A 25,991-nucleotide genomic window follows, 5' to 3' on the forward strand; every position below is an offset into this window, starting at 1 on the left:
ACGAAGAAGACACCCAGCGGCTGAGCTTCGGTATCGGCGCTGGGGTGACGCAGTACAGCCTGGATGGGGCTGTGCTGGACCCGGTGGACGGGGGCGACCAAGCGATCCCGGCAGGCAAGATCAGCAACTGGGTGCCGGACGTGCGCTTCGGGGTGTATTATTACAATCCGAAGTGGTATGCCGGGGTATCGGTGATGGACCTGCTTTCGGGCGACCAGAGCAACAACATCTTCCGTTGGGAAGGGACCACCACGGACAACCTGCGCCGCAAACGGCACCTGTACTTCATCGGGGGTGCGCTGTTCAACGTGGGCAAGGGGCTGGACTTCCGACCGAGTTTGCTGGTGAAGGAGGATTTCAAGGGGCCGACGAGCCTGGATGTGAACGCAATGTTCATCTTCGGCCGTCGGTTCTGGCTGGGTGCGGGGTGGCGCACGGGGGTTACGGTTTTCAAGCGGGAGTACAACCGGGTGAGCGGCAACAGCCTGAGCGGGCGGAATTCGTTTTCGGCAATCACGCAGCTCTACCTGACGGATGCGTTGCGGGTGGGTTATTCCTACGACCACATCGTGAGCCGGCTGAGTAATGTACAGAACGGTTCGCACGAAATCACGCTGGGGATTATCCTCGGCCGCAGGGAGCAACGCGTGCTCAGCCCACGGTTTTTTTAGGGGAGATATGGAGACATCAGATATCAGACATTAGACAGTTACCATGAAACATTACCTACAACAATTGTTTTTTCTGACGGTCCTGCTTTGCATGGGCGGAGCCGCCCGTTCACAGGAACAGCCGAGCCTGCGCGACCGTGCGGACGAGCTGTACAGGAAGTATGAATACGCGAATGCGGCCAAGCTGTATGCAAAACTGGTGGATACGCGTAAGCCACGCCTGCATGACCTGGAGCGGCTTGCTGACAGCTACTGGCGGATGAATGATTACGAATCAGCCGAGAACTGGTATGCACGGGTTGTCCAACAGCAAGGGGCATCGGCTGGCAACCTGCTCATGTACGGGCAGGTGCTCAAGGTGAACGGGAAGTATGCCGAGGCAAAGCGGCAACTGGAGGCCTATGCGGCCAGGACGGGGGATCCGTCATCGGTGGCCCTGCAGATCGCTGGTTGCGATTCGGCGTTGCGTTGGCTGGCCACGCCGACATTGCATAGGTTGCGCAACGAAGCAGCCGTGAACACAGCCAACTCCGAATTTTCTGTTTTCCCGTCGGATGGGGAGGTGTATTACGCGGGTGAACCCGCAAGCGCATCCATGGCCGCTACGTATGGTTGGACAGGGAACGCCTTTTTACGGATATACACGGCGCCATTGTCGGCTGCGGGAACACTGGGCGACCCCTCGTTGGCATCCGCTGAGATCAACGATGGGAAATACCACGCCGGCCCGGTTGCCGCTGAGAAAGACGGAAACACGTTGTATGTTACGCGCACACACGCAGGTAAGGACGTGGCATTACAGAAAGAGGCCGGGAACCGCTACCGGACCAACACGCTGGAATTGTACATCTACCGTAAAATGGATGGCGCTTGGGTGGCCGAACCGTTCGCTTATAACGATGTGGAAGCCTATTCTGTGGGGCATGCAACCTTATCGCCCGATGGAAGCGTGCTATACTTCGTGAGTGATAGGCCCGGTGGGCAAGGAGGCACGGACATCTGGTACAGCGAGCGGCAAGCAGATGGTTCATGGGGTGTCCCCGTGAATGCGGGGTCTGTGATAAACACTGCAGCGGATGAGTTATTTCCCAATATTGCGCCCGATGGTACGCTGTATTATTCGACGGATGGCCTAGCCGGTATGGGTGGGCTCGATGTGTTCAGCACCAACGGCGGCAAAGGCCAATGGGATGCGCCGGAAAATCTCCGTTACCCTGTCAATAGCGCCGCCGATGATTTTGCCTACCTCATCTACGAAGAAGACGGAGCCGGATACCGGGGGTTCCTCTCGTCCGATCGCCGTGGCGGCAAGGGGGGCGATGACATCTATTCCTTCGCTTACGAAAAGCCGAAGATCGTCATCATCCTGAAAGGGACCACATCGGATAAAGCAACCGGGGAGCGTTTGCCGGCCACGGCCGTGACACTATTTGATGGTGTACGCGAGATTGTTGCGAAAAAAGCCAGTAATGACATGGGCACGTTCGAATTCGTGCTCGATCGCAATAAGGACTATACGGTATTGGGCCAAAAAGAAGGTTACCATGCCGATTCGGCCAAGGTGAGTACGATGGGCATCACCAAATCCGACACGCTGGAGGTGGCATTGCTGTTGGAGCCCGTCTTCCAAGTGGGACAGACATTCGAATTGAAAAATATCTATTACGATTTCGACAAGCATAACATCCGGCCCGATGCGGCCGTGATACTTGACGAATTGGTACGCACGTTGCGCGACAACCCGACACTGAAAATCGAACTATCGAGCCACACGGATAGCCGGGGTAGCAACGCTTACAACGAGGCACTGTCGCAACGCCGGGCGCAATCGGCCGTGGATTATCTGGTATCAAGAGGCATAGCACGCGAGCGGATGGTGGCCAAGGGGTATGGAGAAACGCGGTTGGTAAACCGATGTGCCGATGGCGTTCCTTGCTCGCGCGCCGAACACCAAGCCAACCGACGCACAGAAGTGACCGTGTTGGCGTATTAGGGAATTCAATCAACCAGGAACCCGAAAGGGGCAGTGTTATCAGCTGCCCCTTTATAATGATAGGTATTCTTATTTCAGAATCCGCCGGATTTTGTTCGACTTCTTAATTAGTTTGTAAAAGGCTTCATAGTCCTCACCTTTAAGCACATCGTGCACATGCTGTAGTTGGTTGATGTGCTCCTGTAACACTTCAAGTACGTTATCCCGGTTTTGCATAAAAATAGGGGTCCACATGTCAGGAGAGCTTTTGGCAAGCCTCACTGTCGACTCAAATCCCGAGCCAGCTAACTCGAAAATCCGTCCCTGTGCTTTTTCTTTCTCCAGTACCGTGAGTGCCAGTGCGAACGAAGTGATATGCGAAATATGTGACACATAGGCCGTGTGTACATCGTGCTCATGTGCGCTCATAAAAGTCGTCTGCATGCCTAGTTGTTCCGCAATAAGGTCTACGGTTTCGAAAGCATCTTCATCACTGTTCATGGCATCTACATATACCAGCACCTTGCCAGCAAACAAATTTGGTACGGCCGCCTCTGGTCCGGAATACTCGGTGCCGGCCATGGGGTGCGCCGCGACGACGCGGCCCCGCTTCGGATGGTCTGCGATGGACTGGAGGATACGTTCTTTGGTAGAACCCATGTCAATGATTACCTGATCGGTTACTTGGTCAAGTAAACCGGGAAGCAGATGAAGGATAGCATCTACCGGCACGGTAAGCAATATCACATCGCATGCCGCCACGGCATCTTCCAATGTCATCTCCTCATCGATTAATCCCAGTTGGAGCGCCTTTTTTAGATTGGTTTCGCTTTTGTCGACGCCGATGATTCGCGAGGCGATTTGTTTTTCTTTCAGGGTGATGGCGATGGACCCTCCGATAAGCCCTACGCCAACAATGGCTATATTCATTGCTATCTTGTACTTCGTTTATAAACTATTGGCCGCTTTTGCCTGTGCATGAACGATACGGCTGTATGCTTCATCCAGTACGGCGGGTGTAGCACATAGACTCACCCGGATGTAACCGGTCCCGCCATCCCCGAAAATACCACCGGGTGTGATGAAGACCCGTGATTGCTGCAGGATGGTATCACTGAGGGCATACCCATCGGGATGCATAGTGGGAATTTTCGCCCACACGAACAGGCCGACCTGTTGAAGGCTATAGGTGCATCCCAATGCGTCCAACAGACGGTATACCTTTTCCCGCCGGCGCCGGTAGTTGGCATTCAGCTCCTCGTACCATTCATGTCCCAACGATAGCGCCTTCGCTGCTGCCATCTGAACGGGAAGGAACATTCCCGAATCCATGTTGCTCTTGAACCGGATGATTTCCTGGATACGACCCTCGGCACCTGCAAGCATGCCCACTCGCCAACCAGCCATATTAGATGATTTGCTCAGTGAATTGAGCTCAATGGCCACATCCATCGCTCCTTCGGTAGCGAGCAGGCTCAAGGGCTGTCCACTCAAGATGAAGCTGTAAGGATTGTCGTGGCAAAGCAGGATATTGTATTGTTTCGCAAAGGCAACCACCTCCTTGAAAAAGGCCGCTGTTGCAGGTGTTCCCGTTGGCATATGCGGATAATTTAACCACATTATTTTCACCTTGCTGAGATCTTGCTTGGCCAATTCATCGAGATTGGGCAACCAGCCGTGCTTTTCTTCCAAACGATACGGTATGCCCGTTGCACCACTCAGTCGCACGGCGGCTGCGTAAGCCGGGTATCCTGGATTGGGAAATAGCGCCTCATCGCCTTCCTGTAGGTAGGTCATACATACATGCACAATGCCTTCCTTAGAGCCGATCAATGGGAGCACATTGGCGTTGGGGTCTAGCGATACGCCGTACCATCGGTTGTACCATGCTGCCACAGCTTGCCGAAGCGGTAAGATGCCTTTGTAATTCTGATACGCATGGGTGTCCGGCCGTGAAGCATATTCGTTGAGGGTTTCTATAACGGTCGGATGCGGAGGCAAATCCGGACTGCCGATGCCTAAATTGATGACTTTTTCACCTGTTTGGTTTAATGCCTCGATTTCACGTAGTTTCCTTGAAAAATAGTATTCTTCGGTATGTTGAAGCCTCTGGGCTACCTGTATCTGCATTTTTTTACGTTTGGGCGACTAAATTAAGCAAAATCCAATTAATAATAGCGGTCGCTTTTTCGGCTGGCCTTTCTTTTTTTGGTAGCTTTGCGGCTTGTTTAGTTCTTGATGAAGACATATTTCCGATTACTATCATATGCCAAACCGCTTGGGAAATTTGCCATTCCCTACGCGGCCACGACGTTATTAAGCATTCTCTTTGCTACGCTTAACCTCACACTGATTGCGCCCCTACTGCATACGTTGTTCTACGGAAGTGAGGGGGGCGATGTCACCCAGCCCGATAGCTGGTTAGATATGGTGGCTTACTTCAAGTACTACGCAACGGAAGCCATCGAGGTTTATGGTCCCTATGGAGCCTTGCAAAGGGTATGCCTCGTCATTATCGGTTCGGTGTTTCTTGCCAATCTGTTTCGCTACCTGTCGCAACGGATTATGGAAAACCTACGTATTCATACGTTGCTCAATTTACGCCGGGCTGTGTTCGATAACGTGATGGACCTGCATGTCGGTTATTTCAACAGCCAGCGTAAAGGAGATATCATTTCGAAGATCGCTTCCGATGTACAAGTGGTGCAGTTTTCCGTTACAGCTACGTTGCAGGTATTGTTTAAAGAACCGCTTACGTTGATGTTTTATATCATCGCCCTCTTTCTGACTTCCGCCAAACTGACTTTGTTCTCGGTATTAGTCATCCCGCTTTCCGCTTTTATCATTTCACGCATCGTTAAGCGGCTCAAAGCACAGGCTACCCAGGCTCAACAGGTTTACGGCAACATGATTAGTTACCTGGATGAAGCGCTGTCGGGGATAAAAATCATCAAAGCGTTCAACGCTACACGTTTTATCAAAGACCGCTTCCATAATGAGAATGTCCGGTTTTCTAAAATAAGCCGGCGGATGGTTCGGCGGCAACAGATGGGTTCGCCGGTCTCGGAACTATTGGGGGTAACCATGGTTGCCATTGTATTGCTTTATGGTGGCAACCTGGTACTGAGCGGGTCTGATGAGCTGCCTCCGGAAGCGTTCATCATGTACATCGCCATTTTTTCGCAGGTCATGCGTCCCGCCAAAGCCCTTACCGATTCATTCAGTAACATCAATTCGGGAATAGCTGCAGGGGAACGTGTACTGGACTTGATTGACCAGAAAAATTTGCTTCCTGAAAAACCAGACGCACAACCCATAAAAGCATTCAGTGAAAAAATCGAACTTCGAACTGTCGACTTTTCATATGGTGAACGCAAGGTGCTTAACCACATCAACGTAGAGATACCTAAAGGACAGACGGTGGCATTGGTCGGTCCTTCCGGTGGTGGGAAATCGACACTCATGGACTTGATTCCACGGTTCATGGATGTAGACGGTGGCGAGGTGTTGGTTGATGGTGTGAATGTAAAAGATCTTGTTACAGACGATCTACGGGCGCTTATCGGCTTGGTAAACCAAGATTCGTTTCTGTTTAATGATACCATATTCAACAACATCGCTTTCTCTTCGGATAACGTCACCCAGGAAGACGTGATCGCGGCGGCCAAGATTGCCAATGCGCACGAGTTCATCCTAGAGACGGAAAATGGGTACGAGACATCCATTGGCGACAGAGGGGTGCGGCTATCGGGTGGTCAACGCCAGCGGATTTGTATTGCCCGAGCCGTCTTGAAAAATCCACCGATCCTGTTACTAGACGAAGCGACCTCTGCCTTGGATACCGAATCGGAGAAGCTGGTGCAGGAAGCACTGGCGAAACTGATGCAGAACCGCACCACGTTGGTAATTGCCCACCGACTCAGCACCATTCAGAATGCCGATCATATTATTGTGTTGGAGGCCGGGCGCATAGTAGAAGAGGGCAATCACCAGCAATTATTGGCCAACGAGGGGCTTTACAAACGATTGATCGAGATGCAGCAGTTTGGCGAATGAGCCGATATGGCAATTCCGTGACTTGGATGCCTCCCGTATTTTGATTAATTTTGCTGTCAAAGATATCGAGGTATGGAAGCCGAAAACAAGCTCAAATTTCTTCTTGAAGACAAGTATCTGGATGATGATTTGAAAGTTATTGCGGCTAAGGTGCGTGACGGTAGGCGGATTGACCGGGCAGACGGTGTTTTGCTCTACGAGCGTGGCGAGCTGGGATATCTCGGTGTATTGGCAAATGCCATCCGCGAACGCCTCCATGGCGATGTGACCTACTTTAACCGGAACTTCCACATCGAACCTACCAACCTGTGCGTATATGATTGTAAATTCTGCTCATATTCGCGACTCATCAAGGAACGGGCCGATGGATGGGAAGCGACGAAGGAAGAAATGTTGGACATCGTGAGGTCGTACGACAAGGAGCCGGTTACAGAAGTCCACATCGTAGGTGGGGTATTACCGCAGTATAATATGGCATTTTACATGGACCTGTTCACGGCGATCAAAAAGCACCGTCCCAACCTGCATGTAAAGGCGCTGACACCGGTGGAATACCATTATATCTTCAAGAAAGCGAAGGTAGATTATGCAACGGGTATGGCCATGATGAAAGATGCGGGTTTGGAATCTATGCCTGGGGGCGGGGCGGAAATCTTCCACCCCGAAATCAGGGACCAGATTGCGAAGGATAAATGCAATGCCGAGCAATGGTTGCAGATCCATGAAGAATGGCATAAGTTGGGCATGCACTCCAATGCGACGATGCTGTATGGCCATATCGAACAGTATGGGCACCGGGTGGACCACATGGAACGCTTGCGGCAGCTGCAGGACAAAACGAAGGGCTTCCAGACGTTCATTCCATTGAAGTTTCGTAACAAGGACAATCAGATGGCCCATGTGCCGGAGTCGACCGTGGTGGAAGACCTCCGTAATTATGCCATTAGCCGCATTTATTTGGATAATTTCCCGCATATCAAAGCTTACTGGGCGATGATCAGCCGGGAGACCGCTCAATTGTCGTTAAGTTTTGGCGTGGATGATATCGATGGTACGCTCGACGATACGACAAAGATTTATTCCATGGCCGGTGCCGAGGAACAGCATCCGGCAATGACGACGCGGGAACTGGTTATGCTGATTAAACAAGCGGGGAGACACCCCATTGAACGAGATACGTTGTATAATATCATCACGGATTACAATGGGGTAGTCTTTGACGATGATATCCCTGACAAGCAAGCGCATTATTATCAATTACCCGTACTGAACGATAAATAACTACATATTTTTGGAAAAAACACTTTACATTATTCGCCACGGCCAAACCGATTTTAATTTAAAGGGGATTGTTCAGGGTAGGGGCATTGATTCCCCGTTGAACGAAATCGGGAAAAAACAGGCCGAAGCATTTTATTCCCACTATCGGAATGTAGGTTTCGATAAGATTTATACCTCGACATTGGTGCGTACCCATCAAACGGTGGCACCCTTCGTGGGCATACCTACGGAGCAACTGGCCGGTCTTGATGAAATCGGCTGGGGCATCTACGAGGGAAAAGAGCAAACCCCCGATATTATGGAGGGTTTCGTTGAATTGACGGAATGCTGGCGAACGGGTGAATTGGACCGGGCGGTGGAAGGAGGAGAAACACCCAACCAGTTGGCAGCTAGGCAACGCAAAGCACTTGACCATATCCTCTCCAGGCCAGAGGAAAAAACCGTACTGGTATGCATGCACGGTAGGGCGATGCGGGTATTTCTGTGCTTGTTGATTGGACAGGATATTGCAGCCATGGATGAGTTTCCCCATACCAATACAGCGTTGTACAAAGTGCATTACAATGGAGAAGCGTTTTCCATCATGGATGCTTATAATATCGAGCATTTAACAGACATGCTTACGGAATAGTTAATTATGGGAAAAGTGAAGATATCTGCCGTGTCCTACACGAACACGCTGCCCTTTATATACGGGCTTCAGCACTCACCGGTGATGGATGCGATTTCGTTGAGCCTTGACGTGCCTAGCACCTGCGCACACAAGTTGATCCAGGGCGAAGCCGATTTAGGCATCGTGCCGGTAGCTGCGTTGCCAATTATTCCGCACGCAGAAATTGTTTCCGATTACTGCTTGGGTGCAACCGGTGCCGTGAACTCCGTTTTTATCTATAGTGAGAAGCCGATAGAAGCAATAAAATCGCTCCGTTTGGATGGACAATCTAGAACCTCCAATACTTTGGCTAGAATACTGCTACGCCATTATTGGAAAAATGAAACCGTCTCCTTGGTAAGCGGAGGGGCCGAGGCTTATGTGGAAATTGGTGACCGCACATTTGGAAAGCAACATGCCCACCCGTATGTGTATGATTTATCGTGGCATTGGCAAGCGTTCACGGGACTGCCCTTTGCCTTCGCGGTATGGGTGGCCAACAAACCGTTGGAATCGTCATTTATCCAAGCATTCAACGATGCGTTGGCGTTCGGGCTAGATCAACGTGATGCGCTGATCGCCGAATTACCCCCTAGAATTGATTTCGATTACCGACAATACCTAATGGAGAATATTGACTATGGGTATAATGAGGAAAAGAAACAAGCGGTGGCGCTGTTTTTATCATTGATGGAGTCATTAGAAGATCCTAAAGCCGCCGAATCACTGGCCAAGAGAGACTTACCCAAATGAAGATCGAAGACGAAATCCAGTCGAGCAAATTTCACAATGAGCGGCATAAAGCAACGATTAATGTGGTGTTTACAAGTAATTGGATAACAGATATTTTGGAAAACAGGGCCGTTAAGCATAAAATTACGCTGCAGCAATATAACATCCTCCGCATCCTGCGCGGGCAATACCCTTCGCCAGCGACCAATTGCCTGCTCAAGGAGCGCATGCTTGATAAGACGCCTGATGTGTCGCGTATCGTTGACAGGTTGGTGTCCAAGGGGCTGGTGTCAAAAAAAACCTCTTCCATCGATCGCCGTGCCGTCGATGTGTTGATTACCCAGAAAGGGCTGGATACCTTGACGGACTTGGATGAGCGCATGCTCATGATGGATGTCCTCGAAGGCAATATTACCGAAGCGGAATGTCGGATACTGAATAACCTGCTCGACAAATTACGCGGCCATGTTTCTACGGGCGTCAATAATTGACCACTACCTGTGTGGATTAATGCGCGTGGGGGGCAAACACGAAATTCAAGAGCGACGCGGAAATACCTAGTATAACAGCAACCATTTTCTTTTTGTTGAATTTGTGGTGATCTGCTGATCCCGACTCAAACAGGATGGTCGTGGATATATGAAGGAAGATACCAATCACAACAGCCATAATCCGGTCGAAATACTGCTCGATATGTCCCATGTCGCCCGAGCTGATTGCTTTACTGAAGAGGTATCCCAATGGTGTCATAATAGCAAAAAGAGCCAACAACAGGGTGATTTTTTTTCTCGACAGCGATGTGTTGAGTAGCAAACTGCCGAGTGCAAACGACGCGGGGGCATGATGCAATGCAATCCCGAAGGTCAACGCGCTTTGATGGCCAGCGGCCAACGGCATACCTTCTAATATTGCGTGCAGGCATAGACTGATCATGATGCCCAACGGAAATAAGTGGTGTTCCTTTTCCGAATGGTGGATGTGTCCGTGCTCCACCCCATGCGATAGCTGCTCCAGGCCAAGCTGCAGGAGGAAGCCTAACAACACAAATAAACCGATGGTGTGGTCATGTGAGCTGTGGGTATGGTAGACTTCCGGAATCAGATGAAGCACAGTAATGGAAAACAGATAGGCACCACTGAATGAAAGAACCAGCTTCAACAGATTGGTGTTATCGCGTTTAACGAAAAATACAGCTATCCCGCTTGCAAATGCCGAGATAAACAGGGTGGCGATAATGACAATGGGACTCATGCTTCGTTTTTGACCGGCGTTAGGTTGGGAACTAAATACCTAAAACCTAGACCTGTGAGGTATCCTATTGTGCTTCCCAATAAAGCCCCCCCGATAATATCGAGTGGATAGTGGACCCCGACATAAACCTGCGCAAAACTAATGATTGCAGCCCAAGAAAGGCCGAGCCAAAGGATGTGTTTCCACCTTCGGTAAAAGACCATAATCAATGCCACGCCAATGGCGAAATGATTTGCCGCGTGAGACGATGTGAAACTATAACCACCGCTGCATCGCACAAGCACATTCACCTGATCTTTAAATTCGACATCCCGGCAGGGGCGTACCCGCTCCACCGATTTTTTAATAATGGACGAGGAAACGTGGTCGGTAATGCCGAAGGTGATTAATAGGAAAGCGATGATATATAGGCCGTTTTTCTTATAGTTCCTGATGCAGAAAATAATAATGAACAAATAAAGGGGCGCCCAGGTGTAGCGATTCCGCAAAATCGGCATCAGCCAATCAAAAAATGCATTGCTCAACCCTTGGTTGATCGCCAAGAATGCATCCTGGTCGAACGATAGAAGTTGGTCGATCATATAAATTAAACAAAGTTGCAACAAAAGTAAAAATAAATTTTAAATTCCTGCAATATTCCTATTTTTACACACTCAAACTTGATATTTCACATGACATTAATCAAATCCATTTCAGGCATACGAGGAACCATTGGTGGGAGGACGGGCGACGCACTGACCCCAATCGACATTGTTAAATTCACGGCGGCATTCGGTCGCTTTATCCAACGGCAGTCTAAGTCGAACAAAATGGTGGTGGGACGAGATGCCCGTGTTTCGGGAGAGATGGTACGAAACCTGGTTGTCGGAACCTTGCAGAGCATTGGGATGGACGTAGTGGATCTCGGGCTTTCCACCACGCCGACAGTGGAGGTTGCTGTACCGGGAGAGCAAGCGGCGGGTGGTATTATCCTTACGGCAAGCCATAACCCGGGGCAATGGAATGCGTTGAAACTGCTCAATGCCAAAGGCGAGTTTATTGATGATGAGGCGGGTAGGAGCGTTCTTGAAATTGCTGAGAGCTTGGATTTTGATTTTGCCGAAGTGGGTGGTTTGGGTAAGGTTACCACAGATGATAGTTATTTACAAAAGCACGTCGACCAGGTGTTATCGTTGCCTTTGGTGGATGTGGATGCCATACGCGCGGCCGGCTTTAAGGTTGCGGTCGATGCGGTCAACTCTACCGGAGGGATTTTTGTTCCTGCTTTACTGACCGCTTTGGGAGTTGAAACCATCCATAAAATCCATTGCGATCCGAATGGGATTTTCCCACATAATCCCGAGCCGCTGGCAGAGAACCTGACGGATTTGTCGGCGTTGGTTATCGAAAAAAATGCCGATTTGGGCATAGCGGTGGACCCTGACGTGGACCGGCTCTGTTTTGTAATGGAGGATGGCCAGATGTTCGGTGAAGAATACACCTTGGTGGCCGTTAGCGATTATGTTCTGCAGCATACACCGGGGAATACGGTATCCAACCTTTCCTCCACAAGGGCATTGCGTGACGTGACCGCTGATAGGGGTGGGCAATACCATGCCGCCGCGGTGGGCGAAGTGAATGTAGTCACGAAAATGAAAGACGTAGGGGCTGTGATTGGCGGTGAGGGTAACGGGGGGGTGATCTAGCCGGAAGTCCACTACGGACGGGATGCCTTGGTTGGCATCGCGCTTTTTCTCACCCATTTGGCCAAAAGCGGCAAGCGCATATCCGAACTCCGGGTAAGCTACCCGCAGTACTACATGTCAAAAAATAAAATAACCCTCACGCCGGGGTTGGATATCGACGACCTGCTGGCTAAGATGCAGCAGAAATATAAGGACACGCCCCATAGCACCATCGACGGACTCAAAATTGACTTCGAGGAAGAGTGGGTGCACCTACGCAAATCCAATACCGAGCCGATTATCCGGATCTACTCGGAAGGCCCTACGCCGGAACGTGCGGAGGCGATTGCATCGCGCATTATCACGGAAATCGAGAATATTTTACAGTGAGGTAATACGACATAGCGCTTAGGTAATACGACATAGGTTTCATGTAGTACAGCATAGGTTTCATGTAGTACTACATAGGTTTCATGTAGTACGACATAGGTTTCATGTAGTACGACATAGGTTTCATGTAGTACGACATAGGTTTCATGTAGTACTACATAGGTTTTATGTAGTACCGCATAGCTTTTATGTAATACGACGTAGGTTTCATGTAGTACCGCATAGCTTTCATATAATACGACATAGGTTTCATGTAGTACTTCAAAGGCTCCATGTAATACGACATAGGTTTCATGTAGTGCTGCGTAGGCATCATGTAATACGACATAGGTATCATGTAATACGACATAGGTATCATGTAATGCAGCATAGTCCTCATGTAATACTGCATAAGTTTTGTGTCACATTACATAGGTTTCATGAGATACGACATAGCGCTGATGTTATATTTCATTTTGCCCTTCAGAGGCAAAATATAAATTTTAGTATCTTGCAGTTTTTTGAAGAATCCTTATGAAGCGATACACCGATACCTTCAATGTCTCTTCCGAAACCGGTCGATTGCGAAAAGTGCTGGTGCACAGTCCGGATAGCGGCCTCGGCAAGGTTGTACCTTCCAAAGCACAGGACTGGTTGTTCGAAGACATTGTGCATTTAGACACCATCCGTCGGAATGAGTATGATTATTACATCAAACTACTGCTATATTTTTTGGATGAAGGTAAGATCAAGGGGCGATTGGCAGAAATCGATGCGCCCGGCTACCATCGCAATTTCTTCAAACCCGATCATCCGGATTTTTACAACTCCCGGCACGTCATCGAATTACAGGTCTTGCTGGCGGATATCCTTGCTGAAACATCCATCAAAAGCCAGTTGGTCGCTTCTGTCTGCGCTATCGAAGCCTGTAGTTACGATGTGCAAAGGGAGCTGATGGGGTATACCCCCGCCACGCTGGCGCGAGTGTTCTTCAGTGGAACGCCCGACGAACGAGAGATGATTTTCCCACCGATCCCTAACTTTATCTTTACCCGGGATATCGGCATTGTCATCAATGACCATATCCTGCTCAACAAGCCGATGAAGGAAGCCCGCAAACGGGAGGCGTTGATCGCCAAGTATATTTTTTATCACCATCCCCTTTTTGCTAATTATCACGATAAGGTGATCGAGCTCACCGATACGCAGCACCATTTCCTATTGCCCAATGACGCCGAGATGGAGCGCGTGACACTGGAAGGGGGGGATGTCATGGTGGTTAGCCCTAACCACGTATTGATTGGGGTGAGTGAACGTACGACGCGTGAGGCGGCTGCACAAGCGGTGCGGCGCTTGTTTGACAAGGATGTTGTACAGAAAGCGACCATCGTAAAAATCCCGCACAAACGCGATTATATGCATATCGACACGGTTTTTACGCAGGTAAAACGGAATGTTTGGGTCATGCTGGGTGATTTTTCGACTCAAAGCATGGCCGGTTCGCAGGCGGATGCTGTGCATCGGGCCCTGCGTATCCAGCAGCACCGTGCCGATGATTTGGAGATTTTGCAATTTGAAAAAGGGAATTTGTCCAATCCGCAGCGTTTCCAATCGCTGGAAGCATTGCTGGTAGACATCAGTGTCACTGACCTCGGCTCCGCACCGGAGGGTGTCAGCATCATTATGTCGGGGAACAATGAATTCCCATACGATGCCCGTGAGCAATGGACCGATAGCTGCAACGTGCTTGCTATCCAAGAGGGAGTGGTATTGGGGTATGACCGCAATGATAAAACCACGGAGGCATTCCGGGCAATTGGATTTGACGTCGTGGACGTCCACGATTTGTTGGCCGACCTGGAGTCGGGTAGGGTGAAGGCGGGCGACTTAGCCGATACGTTGGTGCTGATGCCGTCTGCGGAATTATCGCGGGCGAGGGGTGGGTTCCACTGCATGAGTATGCCGTTATTACGAGATTGATTTGCGGCACGGGGTAATGAGGAGAAATAACACGATGACGATACTGATGATTCGGCCGATACGATTCGGCTACAATTCACAGACCGCAGGCAATAATGCCTTCCAGCGGCGCCCCGAACAAAACGCCGCCGCTATACAGCAGCAGGCGCTTCACGAATTTGATGCCATCGTGGGAAAGTTGCGGCAGCATGATATCGATGTAATGGTTGTGCAGGACAGTCCAGAACCGCATACACCAGACAGCATCTTTCCAAACAATTGGGTGTCTTTCCATGGTGATGGTTCGATGGTGTTATACCCGATGTTCGCAGAAAACAGGCGGTTGGAACGCAAGCGGGCAGTAATATCTGCTATAAAAAGCCGGTTTTCGGTGCAACAGGAGATTGATCTCAGTACGAACGAAATCGATGGGCGGTTTCTAGAGGGAACCGGTAGCTTTGTGCTCGACCGGGAAAATCGGGTGGCGTATGCGTGCCGCTCACCCCGTACCGACGAGGCGTTATTGCGGGACGTCTGTAGACGGTTGGGGTATACACCAATTGTTTTCGATGCGGCAGATAGCGGTGGCACCGCCATCTACCACACCAATGTAATGATGTGTGTGGCCGATAGGTATGTGGTCCTCAACGAGGGAGCTATTTCCATAGCCGACCGCAAACGGGTTGCCGATACGTTGACGGCGTCGGGGAAAACGATTGTAACCATCAGCCATGAGCAAATGACGTCTTTTGCAGGTAACATGCTGCAAGTTGAAAATAACCGTGGTAAGCATTACCTTGTTATGTCATCGCAGGCATTTGGCTCGCTTTGGCCAAAGCAGGTAAACTTGCTGGAATCGTTCAATCCCATCATCCATTCGCCGTTGGACACGATTGAGCGAAATGGTGGCGGTAGCGCCAGATGCATGATGGCTGAAGTTTATTTACCTCTAATGGTTGAACATGGCTGATTTGAAATTGTACATGTTGTTGCTTGGCTGCAAGCCCCGGGGCAGACACACCGAACAACACGATGTTTTCTTCGGAATAGGAAACTCGTTGAACGATCTGGTGCCGGATATGATCGATTTTTGGCCGGAGGCTGCCGGCGAGATCCATATCGATGCTTGGCGCGAAGTGAGCGCAGTGGATGACTATAGCGTTTCGATTGGTTTAAGAAGCAGTGTGCTGGAAGCCGAAGACCAACGGAAACTGTTCTTTATTAACCTAGGAGGTTATAAAGAAAATGATTTTGAAGAATACCATTATAAATGCCTGTCGGTGGGCCTAACGGCCGCGGTGGCTATCCGGCAAGCGAAGGAGCAAACCTTTTGGAAACATCGCATTTCATCCCATATCGATGATAAATACGGGATTGACGTAGATGACGTTTACGAAATCGAGGAAGTATTAGCGTCTCACTTAAAAGAAAAATATGTGGTCATAATCGAACCGTCCAGTTCTACCCAAGTTGCAGATGAACTGCACCCGGGGTACCTCAAGCTGAGCAAATTGGTTAGCCATTGAGAAAATCGGAACCCTACCTCGCATGTATCCACTTAAAGCTATAGCTTTTTTCAGGGATCTTCATCCTGTCGGCGAGACGTAGCAAGCGGTCGGGCAGACGCACAAGGTAGTCGCGGGCACGCTCACCGGCTTCATTTAATTCCTTGACCGACTCGACCTTCCATTCGCGGAGCAACTCTTTGAGAATGTCGACATAATCGATGGCGGTATATACGCCGAGTCGTTGGGCAGCGTCTGAGAAATGGGTGAAGGCTTCCCCTTGCGGCTCGCCCGATTCGCGTAACATATGGGCAGGCATGACAATTTTTTTTCTCATCATGTCTTCAAATGCCAGCATAACTTCGCTGGGGTCTACTTCGATTGCTTTGGAAATGAACGACATGTAGGCTTTCGCATGGCGAGCTTCGTCAGCAGCAATCACACCGCACATCTTTGCCAAAAGCTTATCACCATCCTTTTTCGAAAAGGCTGCTACCCGCCGGTGCGATACGTTGGTGGCCAATTCCTGGAAAGAGGTATAGATAAAATTGCGGTACGGGTCGTTGCCGGTGCCGATTTCAATACCATCCTGCAACAGGTATTGGGTGGAAATTTCCATCTCCCGCATGTTTACGCGTCCGGAGAGGTATAGGTATTTGTTAAGCAAATCGCCATGCCGGTTTTCTTCAGCGGTCCATGCACGCACCCATTTCATCCACCCACCTTGTTCGTTTTTGTTGACATCTTCGACCATGGTGAGCCATGACTCGTAGGTGGGCAGGGCTTCTTCGGTAATGGTGTCGCCGATCAGTACGGCTACCAAATCATAGGATAGCTCCCGGGCACTTTCCTGTAAATCCCTTACTTCTTCGAAAAACGTATCGCGCGAAGAATCGGGAAGCAGGTCTGCGGGTTGCCACATTTGTTCTACGGGCTTCAGGTACTCACTCATGTCATGAAGCATGAACGGCTCCAAGTAAGCCATTACCTCTTTCCGCGATCCTTCAGGTATTTGTTGTGTCAATTGCATAGTCTATGCAAAGATAGGCAAATGGGATGGAAATGTTTTTTTAACCATTCGATTATATTTAAAATATGACAAGAATCACAATTAAACTGTAGTTTTGAGTAATGATGATGAATGGTCTTTTCAATATACGCGTATATGGCATCTTGGTGAATGAGAGCCGGGAGGTACTGATCAGTGACGAACGTGAATATGGTATGGAATTTAGCAAGTTTCCGGGCGGTGGGTTGGAATATGGTGAGGGGCTCGCGGATGGACTTATGCGGGAGTTTAAAGAAGAGTGCCATATTGAGATTGATATTTTGCGGCACATTCATACCACGGATGTGTTTATAAAATCGGCGTTTAACGACAGCCAAGTCCTTGCCGTGTATTACCTCGTCAAGAATAAAACCCCATTCAATTGCCGTTTCAGTGAGAAAGCATTCGATTTTGAGGTGGGTAACCCCATTGACCAGGTGTTTCGCTGGATACCCGTCGGCAAATTGAACGAAGGGGACCTTACCTTTGAGATGGACCGCATCGCCTGGCGTGTGTTTTTGTCGGAAAAAAGCCACGGTTTACATTTTTAAACGGGTAGCGAGCCTCAAATAGCACCGTCGCACCGGATAAATTGATACTTTCGCGCTGTTATTCATAAAGCGGTGTCGATGGAAATTTTCTTTTGGATTAGTCTGTTTATCATTGGCTATACCTATATCGGTTATGGCATGGTGCTGTACATACTTTCGCGGTTGAAACAGCTGATTGCGCCTGCACAGGAAATACTTTTGGCCGGCGACAGCGCACGATTGCCATCGTGTACCATTATTGTAGCCGCATATAATGAAGCGTCCGTTATTGAAGAGAAAATCCACAATACGCTAGCATTACAATATCCAAGTGGGAAAATCGAGTACTGTTTTGTTACCGACGGTTCTACGGATGCGACGCCGGCCATTGTGAGGCGGTTTCCGCAGATCAAATTGCTGCATATCGATGGTCGTGGCGGAAAGATTGCGGCCGTGCACAGGGCGATGCAGCAGGTCACCACTGATATTGTCATTTTTACAGACGCGAACACATTATTGAATGATACCGCTTTGCTGGAACTCTGCAAGCTTTATCAAGACCCGGGAGTCGGTGCGGTGGCTGGCGAGAAAAGGGTATACGCGGACACGAAGGCGGATGCCAGCGCCGCTGGTGAAGGGTTTTACTGGAAGTACGAATCGGCTTTAAAGCGTTGGGACTCAGCGCTGCATACCGTGGTGGGAAGTGCCGGTGAACTATTCAGCATACGAAGCGACTTGTATGAGCCTGTTCCGGCCGATACCGTTTTGGATGATTTTATGATTTCCATGCGTATTGCTGAGCGGGGATACCGGGTGGTTTATGAACCCAAGGCTTATGCGATTGAAATGGCGTCTGAGAACGTTGAAGAAGAGCTGAAGCGGAAAATCCGTATCGCTGCGGGTGGTATTCAGTCCATTCTGCGTTTACGGCACGCACCGAATCCTTTTTTCGATCCGGTATTGGCGTTCCAATATGTCAGCCACCGGGTATTGCGTTGGACGGTGACACCGATATTGCTTGTGGTCGTTTTTATGCTCAATGCGCTCTTGTATGGCCGTGGTGCCGGCGGACTGTACTCCCTATTGTTTTATGGGCAATTAGCGTTCTATTTATGTGCTGTTGTGGGGTTGTTGCTTGAACGAAGGGCATTGCGCGTGAAGGTGTTGTTTATTCCCTACTACTTTTGCGTAATGAATTATGCGGTAATGGCTGGTATCATCAGGCATTTAGGTGGCGGCCAAAGCGCTGTCTGGGAACGGTCAAGCCGTAAACAATCGCCTGCGTAAGGGGAATGTTTCATATAAGGTAGACCGGTACCTTATCCAATGGTTCGGATGCCGCGTAGCAGGCTATGTATCCATCGTCAATAGCAAACGAATAAAGGTGAATCCTATCCGGCGGGTTACCACCGATAATTTCCTTCTTCGTTATGCAGGTGCCATCAAGGACTTCGAATAAAGGGAGATGCTCGCCAATACCCTCACCGGTCAACTTCAGTATGGCTTCTTTCCGGGTCCATAAGGTAAAAAATCGATTACGCACGCCGTGTTGTTTCGAATTAATATAGTCGATTTCGTTGCTTGAAAAACATGCCTCCAACATGTCATCAATGGCAATGGGCCGGTGCAACCATTCGATATCAACGCCCACATCGGCCCCATCGGCGATCACGATCATCAATTTGTTTTCGGTGTAGGAAAGATTAAAGGCAATCGAAGGGGCTTGTTCATTCAGTAACTTCGGCTTGTTGTGGTGCCCGGCAATAAATTGGAGGCTTGAAGGCTTTGAGTGGGTGATATCCGCAAGCAAAATCCTCAGCAATGTGTGGGCCATTTTGTAACGGGTTTGATGGCGAGGCTGATGGAATCGGGCTGCGCGGGCCAATTCATCCTTACCCAATGTTACATTGTGCCGATCGATAAGTATATCGTTGGCCCGCTCCGGGTCAATTAGCCATAAGCTCGGGTACGGAGCGCAGCGGGAGCCCTGTGCAATTGACCGGCCGTCGGTCCATTGCGGTTCATTTATCCAGGTTGATATAATTGTCGTGCTTCCCATCGGCTAGCCTCTATGAACATTTGTATGTGCGATGAGGCCGTCGAAATAGCGCTCGAAGGTGACGTGGGCAATGCCTTTGGCGCCGGCATCAGATCCTAATCGGGAGCGTTCTACGGTAACGATATCCTTTAGTTGTGTCATACAATAGGTGTTGATGGCCTGTTGGATCGGAATCGTGATGTATTCATTTGCGGCTGCGATTTTACCCCCCAAAATGATCAACTCCGGGTTGAATAGCTGTACCAGCGTGGCGATGCCTTTTCCTAGTTTTTCGCCTGTAGTGGATAGAATATTGATGGCATATTGGTCGCCCCGGTTTGCGGCATCGATGACCAACTGTGGTTCGATGTTTTCAATTTCACGCTCCGAAAGATCGTTGAGGAGCGAATCTTCGCCCGATTGGATTCCTTCCTTGGCCATTTTTGCCAATGCGACACCGGAGGCCACCGTTTCCAGGCAGCCCTTTTTTCCACAATAGCACAAGATGCCCTCATCGACAAAAGGCATGTGCCCCATTTCCCCCGAAAACCCCGCCGCGCCATCCCTTAGTTTGCCATCCATGATGATCCCCAACCCGATACCCCAATCCATCAGGATAACCAATACATCTTTCCGGCCTTCGGCCAAGCCAAATTTCAATTCGGCAATGGCGGCACTTTTTACATCGTTGATGATGAATACGGGTTTTCCAAAAGCTGTCGCCATAAAATCCTGTAGTGGCTGTTCTTCCCATTTGTTGGCCATGTAGGTGTGGTTGCGGCCATCCGTTTTATTGATGAGTCCGGGCATGCTGATGCCTATGGCTAATATGGAGCTCCAATTCATACCTGAAGCGGCCATAAAGTCGGCGATCCGTTCCTTGAGTTGGTCAGCTGCGGACCAGTCTTTTGTTAATAGGAACGGCGAGGAGGCGGTGTGGATAAACAGATTCGTATTATCAACGATGGTCATTTTGACCTTGAAAAGTTCAACTTCTACACATAACACGAAGAATGTGTTGCTTTTCAACTTGTTCAGGATCGGCTTTCTGCCGCCTATGGAGCTTCCTTTCTCCTTTTGTTCCAATATTCCGGCATCTGCTAAGCCGTTGATGAGTTCGAGGGTTTTCGGGGCGCTGAGATTGAGGTGCCTGCAAATGCTGGCATTGGTCATCCCGTTTGATGCAACCAAGGCCTTCACCAGCTTTAACTTAAAACCGTGGTTTTTTCGCTCAATGCGCGATTTGCGCGCTAGATTATTTAATGAAAACAGCGGGGACATTCCGTTTTAAATTAGTAACCAAAAATAAGCATAATTAGCGAACTTCGATACAGTTTTGTTACATATTTGCAGATATTTCTAATCTTCTTGAAAAAAATTCAAAAAGTTTTGGTGTTGATTAAGGAAATAATAAATTTGTGACTTCGGAACCGATTTGGAAATCAGAATAATCATGAAGAAAAAAAACACGTCCCGTCGGGAGTTTATTAAGAAATCATTAGTGGGGGCAGCGGCATTCAGCATTGTCCCCCGTTTTGTTTTAGGTGGCCAGGGCTATTTAGCCCCGAGTGACCACCTTACGAAAGGCGTCATCGGGGTAGGTGGCATGGGGCGGGGGCATTTCGGCTATGCGGGTACCAAAACGGTAGCGATATGCGATGTGGATACGCGCCACTTGGCATTGGCCATGAAGCAGTTGGGCGACAGTGGGGTAAAGCAGTTAGCGGATTTCCGTGAGTTGATCCAACTTCCGGAGGTCGATATCGTACATATTGCGACACCACCGCATTGGCACGGCCTTATGGCCGCTGAAGCGGCACGTATGGGCAAGGATATCTGGTGCGAAAAGCCGATGACCCGTACCATCGGAGAAGGCAAGAAAGTGGTAGAGGCGATCAAGCAACGGGGAAACATTTTCCGTTTGAACACCTGGTTCCGTTTTGATGCTAATTTTTACGGGATGAACGTGCCTGTGAAACGGATTAAGAAGCTGGTTGATTCAGGGATGCTGGGGTGGCCGTTGAAGGTAACAATCAGCAAACATACAGGATTCGATTGGAAGTTCTTTTGGGTGGGCCGCGAGAATTTGCCCGTACAGGAAGTCCCGAAGGAGTTGGATTACGACATGTGGCTGGGACCGGCTCCTTACAAGCCGTATAATGAACATCGCGTACATACCACATTCCGTGGGTATTGGGATTATGATGGTGGTGGATTGGGTGATATGGGGCAACACTACATCGACCCGGTTCAGTATTTCCTGAATAAAGACGGGGAGAGCCCAATCACCGTGGAGGTAGATGCGCCGCAACAACATAGCGATGCTGTAGGCACATGGCGTAGGATTACGTTTACGTATGCCGATGGCTGCCAGATTGTTCTCGACGGTGAAGGTAAAGATGTAGGGATGCCTTATATCGAAGGGCCGAAAGGGAAATTATATAGAGGATTCAAGTCGGACATCCCGGACATGGAACGAAAACTGGCGTCGTTTCCGGACCCCGAGCCGCAGATGACCGATTTTGTGGAAGCGGTGAAAACGCGCCAAAAGTTCGCGCTTAATGAAGAGAACGGCTTTCGGTCATGTACCATTGTGAATATGGGATTAACGGCGCTGCGGCTAGGAAGGTCGCTTAAGTTCGATTCCGGGAAGCAAGTATTCATTGATGACGAAGCGGCGAACAGATTACTTGACCAACCCATGCGGGGTCCTTGGTCTTTATAAACTTATAAAAGATAGATCCATGATAAGGTCCATAGTTGCGCTTTTAGCGCTATTTATATTGCAAGCACCCCTATACGCCCAACAAGGCGACACCCGTACAACGACCACCAAGATAGCCGATATATTGGCCTTGCAGCCGTCAGAGACATCGCAACGGCTTAACGATGCGATGGGACAGTTGGAGCGGTTCACAGCTTCGGATATTTCGGCTTTGCTTTCCCAGTTGACCCCCCCAGGACAAGGGGACAATGCGGGGATTGAGTACGCAACAAACAGCTATAGTTATCACGTGTTGTTACCGGGTAAAAATCAGCAACGGACAACATTTATACAAGGAGCTGCCGCAGCGTTGGCCACCCTTGATAACAAAGACAATAAAGGATTCGTCATCCAGCTGCTGCAAAATGCCGGGGACGATACGGCGGTGGATGCCCTTAGCGGCTATCTTACCGATACTTATTTGAGTGAAAAGGCGGCACGTGCGCTTGCCCGTATCGCTACGGAAGCGGCGGGGACGGCGTTGCTGAAAGCGTTGCCACAAGCGACCGGAGTGGCGGAGATAAACATTATCAACGCACTTGGGTTCATGGCTTATGCACCTGCTGAACAGCCTATTTTAGCGAAAGCACAGGCCACCGATGTGAATTTGCAAAAGGTGGTATGGTATGCACTTTCGCGCATCGCCGGAACGGCGTCCGGATCGGTTTTGGAGGATGCTGCAAGGGCAGCGGACTATGTACACGAGCCCACGGACGCGATGGCGGCTTATATCAACTATCTGCATCGGCTTGCCGATTCGGGCGAAGCAAAGGTTGCTAGCAAACTGGCAACACGATTATTCAAGAATACCCATACGGCTAGTCAAGTCCATAGCCATTTCGCAGCGCTGGAACTGCTGACGAAAATCAACGGCGAGAAACAGACAAATAAGCTGTTAAGGGAGGTCAGAAATGATAATTCCGTGTACCGGAATGCAACACTAGGCCTCTTGACGCCTTATCTCAATGACCGGACATCAGCCAAGTTGGTTCGTAATGCCGCCAAGGGCGACGAACAAGCACAAGTGGACATCCTTCGGTATTTGGGAAATCAGCAGCAAACGGTTGCTTTACCAGCCGTCCGAAAAGCGCTCCATTCAGCGTCACCCGCTGTGCGTATAGCAGGGGTGAGGGCTATCCATCAATTGGATGGTGATGCAGCGGCGAAGGAATTGATCCCGCTTTTGGAGAACAATGACGACAAAACGAGGGCTGCTATCAAGGATGTATTGCTTATATCGAAACATACACAGCTTACGCAAACCGTCGCTTCGGCACTTGCGGCAACGAAAGACGACGACGTGCGAATTTTGCTGATTGATGTGCTGGGCCGACGTGGTGCAGGTGAACATATACCAGTAATGCTGGATATTATCAATGGTGATGCATCTGACGAAGCCAAGGCGGCCGCTTATGCAGCCTTGCCGAAAATTGCTCGTCCTGACGATCTGGACGATTTGTTGGGTTTACTCGTTAAAGCAGACGAACGTTATATCGGACATGTCCAAAACGCGGTTGTTGTGGCCGTAGACAGAAGCGCAGATGCTGATGACCAAATACAGCAAGTCATTGCCAGCCTTCAGGATGCTAGCGTCAACTCGCAACCTCATTTTTTTCCCATTCTAGCTGGAATCGGTGGTCCGAGTGCTTTAGCCATCGTTTCGGATTATGCCGATGGAGACAATCCCACATTGCGTCGCGCGGCCACCTCAGCACTGTCGGGTTGGACGGACGAAGGCGTATTGCCGAAGCTGGTCGAATTGAGCCGTAAAAAAGTAATGGACACAAACCAACTGGCGGAAGTAATCGGCGGGCTGGTTCGTGTTATCGGAATAGCCGACGTACCGGCCGAACAAAAAGTGCTGTATCTACGTGATGCATTTGAGGTTGCCCAAACGGGCGATCAACGTAAGGCGGTATTACAGGCGTTACAAGGTCAGGAGACCTACCAGGCCCTGCTGTTTGCCGGGCAGTTTATGGATGATGAAGAACTGGGCGCCACCGCAACGAATGCGGTAATAAATATTGCATTGGAAAACAAGCAGTATTACGGTGCGGAGGTTACTCGATTACTGAATAAAGCAATCGCGCGTTTGTCTGGAAGCGAGAGCAACTACCAACGCGAGGCTATTCAGAAGCACATCGACGGATTGCCCAAAGGTCCGGGCTATGTGTCGTTATTCAATGGCCACAACTTAGATGGATGGAAAGGGCTTGTAGCGAATCCGATAAAGCGCGCTGAGATGGACGCCAAGACACTTGCGGCTGAGCAAGTGAAAGCTGACGAAGTAATGCGTGAAGGCTGGTACGCGAAAGACGGCGTATTGCATTTCAATGGTCATGGTGATAACATTACTACGGTGAAGCAGTATGGTGATTTCGAAATGCTGGTTGACTGGAAACTCGATAAAGAAGGAAAGGAGGGAGATGCTGGCATTTATCTGCGCGGCACACCACAGGTACAAATATGGGATACTTCACGGGTGAATGTGGGTGCGCAAGTGGGGTCGGGCGGATTGTATAACAACCAAAAACATGAAAGTAAACCCCTTAAGGTTGCCGATAATGCACTTGGGGAATGGAATACGTTCCGGATTACCATGGTGGGCGACCGGGTAACGGTATACCTCAATGGTGAATTGGTGACCGATAGTGTCGTACTGGAGAATTATTGGGATAGAAACTTGCCCATTTTCCCGACAGAACAGCTTGAGTTGCAGGCCCATGGAACGCATGTGCTCTATCGGGATATTTATGTAAAGGAACTTCCTCGCCGCGAAACGTTTACGCTTAGCGCAGCAGAAAAAGCGGAAGGTTTCGAGGTGTTGTTTGACGGGAGTAATTTGGATTCATGGACCGGTAACACCACGGCATACCAAGTGAGCGACGAAGGCACGTTAGCCATCTATCCAACAGAAGGGTCGGGGGGCAACCTCTACACCAAGGAAGAGTTTGATGATTTTGTTTATCGGTTTGAATTCCGGTTGACGCCCGGTGCGAACAATGGCATTGGCATTCGGGCTCCGATGGAGGGCGATGCCGCGTATAATGGTATGGAAATACAAGTGCTCGACAATGGCGCGGATATGTACAAGAACCTAGCGAAGTACCAGTACCATGGTTCGGTTTACGGGGTTATTCCGGCAAAGCGTGGCTTCCTGAAGCCAATGGGTGAGTGGAATACGGAGGAAATCTGGATTAAGGGTAACAAAATCAAGGTGACGCTGAATGGGACAGTGATCGTGGATGGCGATTTGGCAGAAGCGTCCAAGAACGGAACGTTGGATCATAAAGAACATCCGGGACTGAAACGTACGTCTGGTCATATCGGTTTCCTCGGCCATGGTTCGGAAGTACATTTCCGGAATATCCGGGTGAAGCGGTTGTAAGGGCATTTTCAGCATTGTTTGGCCGATAACGCATGGTACAAATGTGTTATCGGCTTTTTGTTTTTTTACCTCTTCCTCACGTTGTAGTGGATTCGCTACAAACGCAGTTTA

Annotated in this window: 21 protein-coding genes and 1 pseudogene; 15 read left to right on the forward strand and 7 right to left on the reverse strand. The window is 49.6% G+C overall.

Features of this window, described 5'->3' with window-relative positions; translation table 11 throughout:
- A partial coding sequence (locus tag ACO1NT_RS07995; protein ID WP_449048022.1) for a PorP/SprF family type IX secretion system membrane protein occupies positions 1-671 on the forward strand: 671 nt, incomplete at its 5' end.
- Between the two features lie 43 nt (positions 672-714).
- On the forward strand, positions 715-2,664 hold the full coding sequence (locus ACO1NT_RS08000; protein ID WP_449048023.1) for an OmpA family protein: 1,950 nt from the start codon (positions 715-717) through the stop codon (positions 2,662-2,664).
- A 69-nt stretch (positions 2,665-2,733) separates the two neighbouring features.
- Here ACO1NT_RS08000 and ACO1NT_RS08005 read toward each other — a convergent pair whose 3' ends face one another.
- Positions 2,734-3,573 carry a prephenate dehydrogenase gene (locus ACO1NT_RS08005; protein ID WP_449048025.1) on the reverse strand — a complete coding sequence of 280 codons (840 nt, stop codon included), beginning with the start codon at positions 3,571-3,573 and terminating at the stop codon, positions 2,734-2,736.
- An 18-nt stretch (positions 3,574-3,591) separates the two neighbouring features.
- The gene (locus tag ACO1NT_RS08010) at positions 3,592-4,773 is read right to left on the reverse strand and encodes a pyridoxal phosphate-dependent aminotransferase (RefSeq protein WP_449048026.1); all 1,182 of its coding nucleotides are present in this window, start codon (positions 4,771-4,773) and stop codon (positions 3,592-3,594) included.
- Between the two features lie 108 nt (positions 4,774-4,881).
- Here ACO1NT_RS08010 and ACO1NT_RS08015 point away from each other — a divergent pair, with 108 nt between their 5' ends.
- The 5 genes from ACO1NT_RS08015 to ACO1NT_RS08035 all read left to right on the forward strand — a co-directional run bounded on the left by ACO1NT_RS08015 (position 4,882) and on the right by ACO1NT_RS08035 (position 9,855).
- A complete protein-coding gene (locus ACO1NT_RS08015; RefSeq protein ID WP_449048028.1) occupies positions 4,882-6,699 on the forward strand; it encodes an ABC transporter ATP-binding protein in 1,818 nt (605 codons plus the stop codon).
- A 72-nt stretch (positions 6,700-6,771) separates the two neighbouring features.
- The gene (gene mqnE, locus ACO1NT_RS08020; RefSeq protein WP_449048029.1) at positions 6,772-7,980 is read left to right on the forward strand and encodes an aminofutalosine synthase MqnE; all 1,209 of its coding nucleotides are present in this window, start codon (positions 6,772-6,774) and stop codon (positions 7,978-7,980) included.
- A gap of 10 nt (positions 7,981-7,990) precedes the next feature.
- Positions 7,991-8,611, forward strand: a complete 621-nt coding sequence (locus ACO1NT_RS08025; RefSeq protein WP_449048031.1) for a histidine phosphatase family protein — start codon at positions 7,991-7,993, stop codon at positions 8,609-8,611.
- Between the two features lie 6 nt (positions 8,612-8,617).
- Complete coding sequence (locus tag ACO1NT_RS08030) at positions 8,618-9,385, forward strand: menaquinone biosynthetic enzyme MqnA/MqnD family protein (protein ID WP_449048032.1); 768 nt, start codon at positions 8,618-8,620, stop codon at positions 9,383-9,385.
- Positions 9,382-9,855 (forward strand): MarR family winged helix-turn-helix transcriptional regulator, encoded by a 474-nt coding sequence (locus ACO1NT_RS08035; protein WP_449048033.1) that lies wholly within the window; start codon positions 9,382-9,384, stop codon positions 9,853-9,855. The genes ACO1NT_RS08030 and ACO1NT_RS08035 overlap by 4 nt, the downstream gene beginning before the upstream one ends.
- 16 nt (positions 9,856-9,871) lie before the next feature.
- Here the strand turns inward: ACO1NT_RS08035 and ACO1NT_RS08040 are convergent, their stop codons facing one another.
- Both ACO1NT_RS08040 and ACO1NT_RS08045 read right to left on the reverse strand, forming a co-directional pair.
- Positions 9,872-10,615, reverse strand: coding sequence for a ZIP family metal transporter (locus ACO1NT_RS08040; RefSeq protein ID WP_449048034.1), 744 nt, complete (start codon positions 10,613-10,615; stop codon positions 9,872-9,874).
- Positions 10,612-11,196 carry a phosphatase PAP2 family protein gene (locus ACO1NT_RS08045; RefSeq protein ID WP_449048036.1) on the reverse strand — a complete coding sequence of 195 codons (585 nt, stop codon included), beginning with the start codon at positions 11,194-11,196 and terminating at the stop codon, positions 10,612-10,614. Before ACO1NT_RS08045 ends, ACO1NT_RS08040 begins: the two co-directional genes overlap by 4 nt.
- A gap of 90 nt (positions 11,197-11,286) precedes the next feature.
- Here ACO1NT_RS08045 and glmM point away from each other — a divergent pair.
- From glmM to ACO1NT_RS08065, 4 genes and pseudogenes are all read left to right on the forward strand, one after another.
- Positions 11,287-12,669: pseudogene (gene glmM / locus ACO1NT_RS08050) on the forward strand (phosphoglucosamine mutase).
- Between the two features lie 513 nt (positions 12,670-13,182).
- Positions 13,183-14,628 (forward strand): arginine deiminase family protein, encoded by a 1,446-nt coding sequence (locus ACO1NT_RS08055; protein ID WP_449048037.1) that lies wholly within the window; start codon positions 13,183-13,185, stop codon positions 14,626-14,628.
- Between the two features lie 16 nt (positions 14,629-14,644).
- Entirely contained in the window at positions 14,645-15,577 is a 933-nt protein-coding gene (gene ctlX / locus ACO1NT_RS08060) for a citrulline utilization hydrolase CtlX (protein ID WP_449048038.1), read from the forward strand.
- Positions 15,570-16,133, forward strand: coding sequence for a DUF1543 domain-containing protein (locus ACO1NT_RS08065; RefSeq protein ID WP_449048040.1), 564 nt, complete (start codon positions 15,570-15,572; stop codon positions 16,131-16,133). Before ctlX ends, ACO1NT_RS08065 begins: the two co-directional genes overlap by 8 nt.
- Before the next feature lie 13 nt (positions 16,134-16,146).
- Here the strand turns inward: ACO1NT_RS08065 and ACO1NT_RS08070 are convergent, their stop codons facing one another.
- Complete coding sequence (locus tag ACO1NT_RS08070) at positions 16,147-17,142, reverse strand: acyl-ACP desaturase (RefSeq protein WP_449048041.1); 996 nt, start codon at positions 17,140-17,142, stop codon at positions 16,147-16,149.
- Positions 17,143-17,243: 101 nt separating this feature from the next.
- Between ACO1NT_RS08070 and ACO1NT_RS08075 the strand changes: the two genes are divergently transcribed.
- Positions 17,244-17,711, forward strand: coding sequence for an NUDIX domain-containing protein (locus ACO1NT_RS08075; protein ID WP_449048043.1), 468 nt, complete (start codon positions 17,244-17,246; stop codon positions 17,709-17,711).
- A gap of 78 nt (positions 17,712-17,789) precedes the next feature.
- A complete protein-coding gene (locus ACO1NT_RS08080; protein WP_449048044.1) occupies positions 17,790-18,977 on the forward strand; it encodes a glycosyltransferase family 2 protein in 1,188 nt (395 codons plus the stop codon).
- Between the two features lie 10 nt (positions 18,978-18,987).
- Here ACO1NT_RS08080 and ACO1NT_RS08085 read toward each other — a convergent pair whose 3' ends face one another.
- Together ACO1NT_RS08085 and ACO1NT_RS08090 are read right to left on the reverse strand one after the other, a co-directional pair.
- Positions 18,988-19,749: a 4'-phosphopantetheinyl transferase family protein gene (locus ACO1NT_RS08085; protein WP_449048045.1), complete on the reverse strand. Its 762-nt coding sequence runs from the start codon at positions 19,747-19,749 to the stop codon at positions 18,988-18,990.
- A 3-nt stretch (positions 19,750-19,752) separates the two neighbouring features.
- Entirely contained in the window at positions 19,753-20,928 is a 1,176-nt protein-coding gene (locus ACO1NT_RS08090; protein ID WP_449048046.1) for an ROK family protein, read from the reverse strand.
- A 253-nt stretch (positions 20,929-21,181) separates the two neighbouring features.
- On the opposite strand from ACO1NT_RS08090, the gene ACO1NT_RS08095 reads away from it, so the two are divergent.
- Together ACO1NT_RS08095 and ACO1NT_RS08100 are read left to right on the forward strand one after the other, a co-directional pair.
- On the forward strand, positions 21,182-22,453 hold the full coding sequence (locus tag ACO1NT_RS08095) for a Gfo/Idh/MocA family oxidoreductase (protein WP_449048047.1): 1,272 nt from the start codon (positions 21,182-21,184) through the stop codon (positions 22,451-22,453).
- A gap of 19 nt (positions 22,454-22,472) precedes the next feature.
- Positions 22,473-25,880, forward strand: a complete 3,408-nt coding sequence (locus ACO1NT_RS08100) for a family 16 glycoside hydrolase (protein WP_449048048.1) — start codon at positions 22,473-22,475, stop codon at positions 25,878-25,880.
- Positions 25,881-25,991: the final 111 nt, after the last annotated feature.

Source organism: Parapedobacter sp. (assembly GCF_053550995.1).

Coding starts and splice junctions, on each gene's coding strand:
- ACO1NT_RS08000 (WP_449048023.1), top strand. CDS start 715: ATGAAACATTACCTACAACAATTGTTTTTTCTGACGGTCCTGCTTTGC.
- ACO1NT_RS08005 (WP_449048025.1), bottom strand. CDS start 3,573: ATGAATATAGCCATTGTTGGCGTAGGGCTTATCGGAGGGTCCATCGCC.
- ACO1NT_RS08010 (WP_449048026.1), bottom strand. CDS start 4,773: ATGCAGATACAGGTAGCCCAGAGGCTTCAACATACCGAAGAATACTAT.
- ACO1NT_RS08015 (WP_449048028.1), top strand. CDS start 4,882: ATGAAGACATATTTCCGATTACTATCATATGCCAAACCGCTTGGGAAA.
- mqnE (WP_449048029.1), top strand. CDS start 6,772: ATGGAAGCCGAAAACAAGCTCAAATTTCTTCTTGAAGACAAGTATCTG.
- ACO1NT_RS08030 (WP_449048032.1), top strand. CDS start 8,618: ATGGGAAAAGTGAAGATATCTGCCGTGTCCTACACGAACACGCTGCCC.
- ACO1NT_RS08035 (WP_449048033.1), top strand. CDS start 9,382: ATGAAGATCGAAGACGAAATCCAGTCGAGCAAATTTCACAATGAGCGG.
- ACO1NT_RS08040 (WP_449048034.1), bottom strand. CDS start 10,615: ATGAGTCCCATTGTCATTATCGCCACCCTGTTTATCTCGGCATTTGCA.
- ACO1NT_RS08045 (WP_449048036.1), bottom strand. CDS start 11,196: ATGATCGACCAACTTCTATCGTTCGACCAGGATGCATTCTTGGCGATC.
- ACO1NT_RS08055 (WP_449048037.1), top strand. CDS start 13,183: ATGAAGCGATACACCGATACCTTCAATGTCTCTTCCGAAACCGGTCGA.
- ctlX (WP_449048038.1), top strand. CDS start 14,645: ATGAGGAGAAATAACACGATGACGATACTGATGATTCGGCCGATACGA.
- ACO1NT_RS08065 (WP_449048040.1), top strand. CDS start 15,570: ATGGCTGATTTGAAATTGTACATGTTGTTGCTTGGCTGCAAGCCCCGG.
- ACO1NT_RS08070 (WP_449048041.1), bottom strand. CDS start 17,142: ATGCAATTGACACAACAAATACCTGAAGGATCGCGGAAAGAGGTAATG.
- ACO1NT_RS08075 (WP_449048043.1), top strand. CDS start 17,244: ATGATGATGAATGGTCTTTTCAATATACGCGTATATGGCATCTTGGTG.
- ACO1NT_RS08080 (WP_449048044.1), top strand. CDS start 17,790: ATGGAAATTTTCTTTTGGATTAGTCTGTTTATCATTGGCTATACCTAT.
- ACO1NT_RS08085 (WP_449048045.1), bottom strand. CDS start 19,749: ATGGGAAGCACGACAATTATATCAACCTGGATAAATGAACCGCAATGG.
- ACO1NT_RS08095 (WP_449048047.1), top strand. CDS start 21,182: ATGAAGAAAAAAAACACGTCCCGTCGGGAGTTTATTAAGAAATCATTA.
- ACO1NT_RS08100 (WP_449048048.1), top strand. CDS start 22,473: ATGATAAGGTCCATAGTTGCGCTTTTAGCGCTATTTATATTGCAAGCA.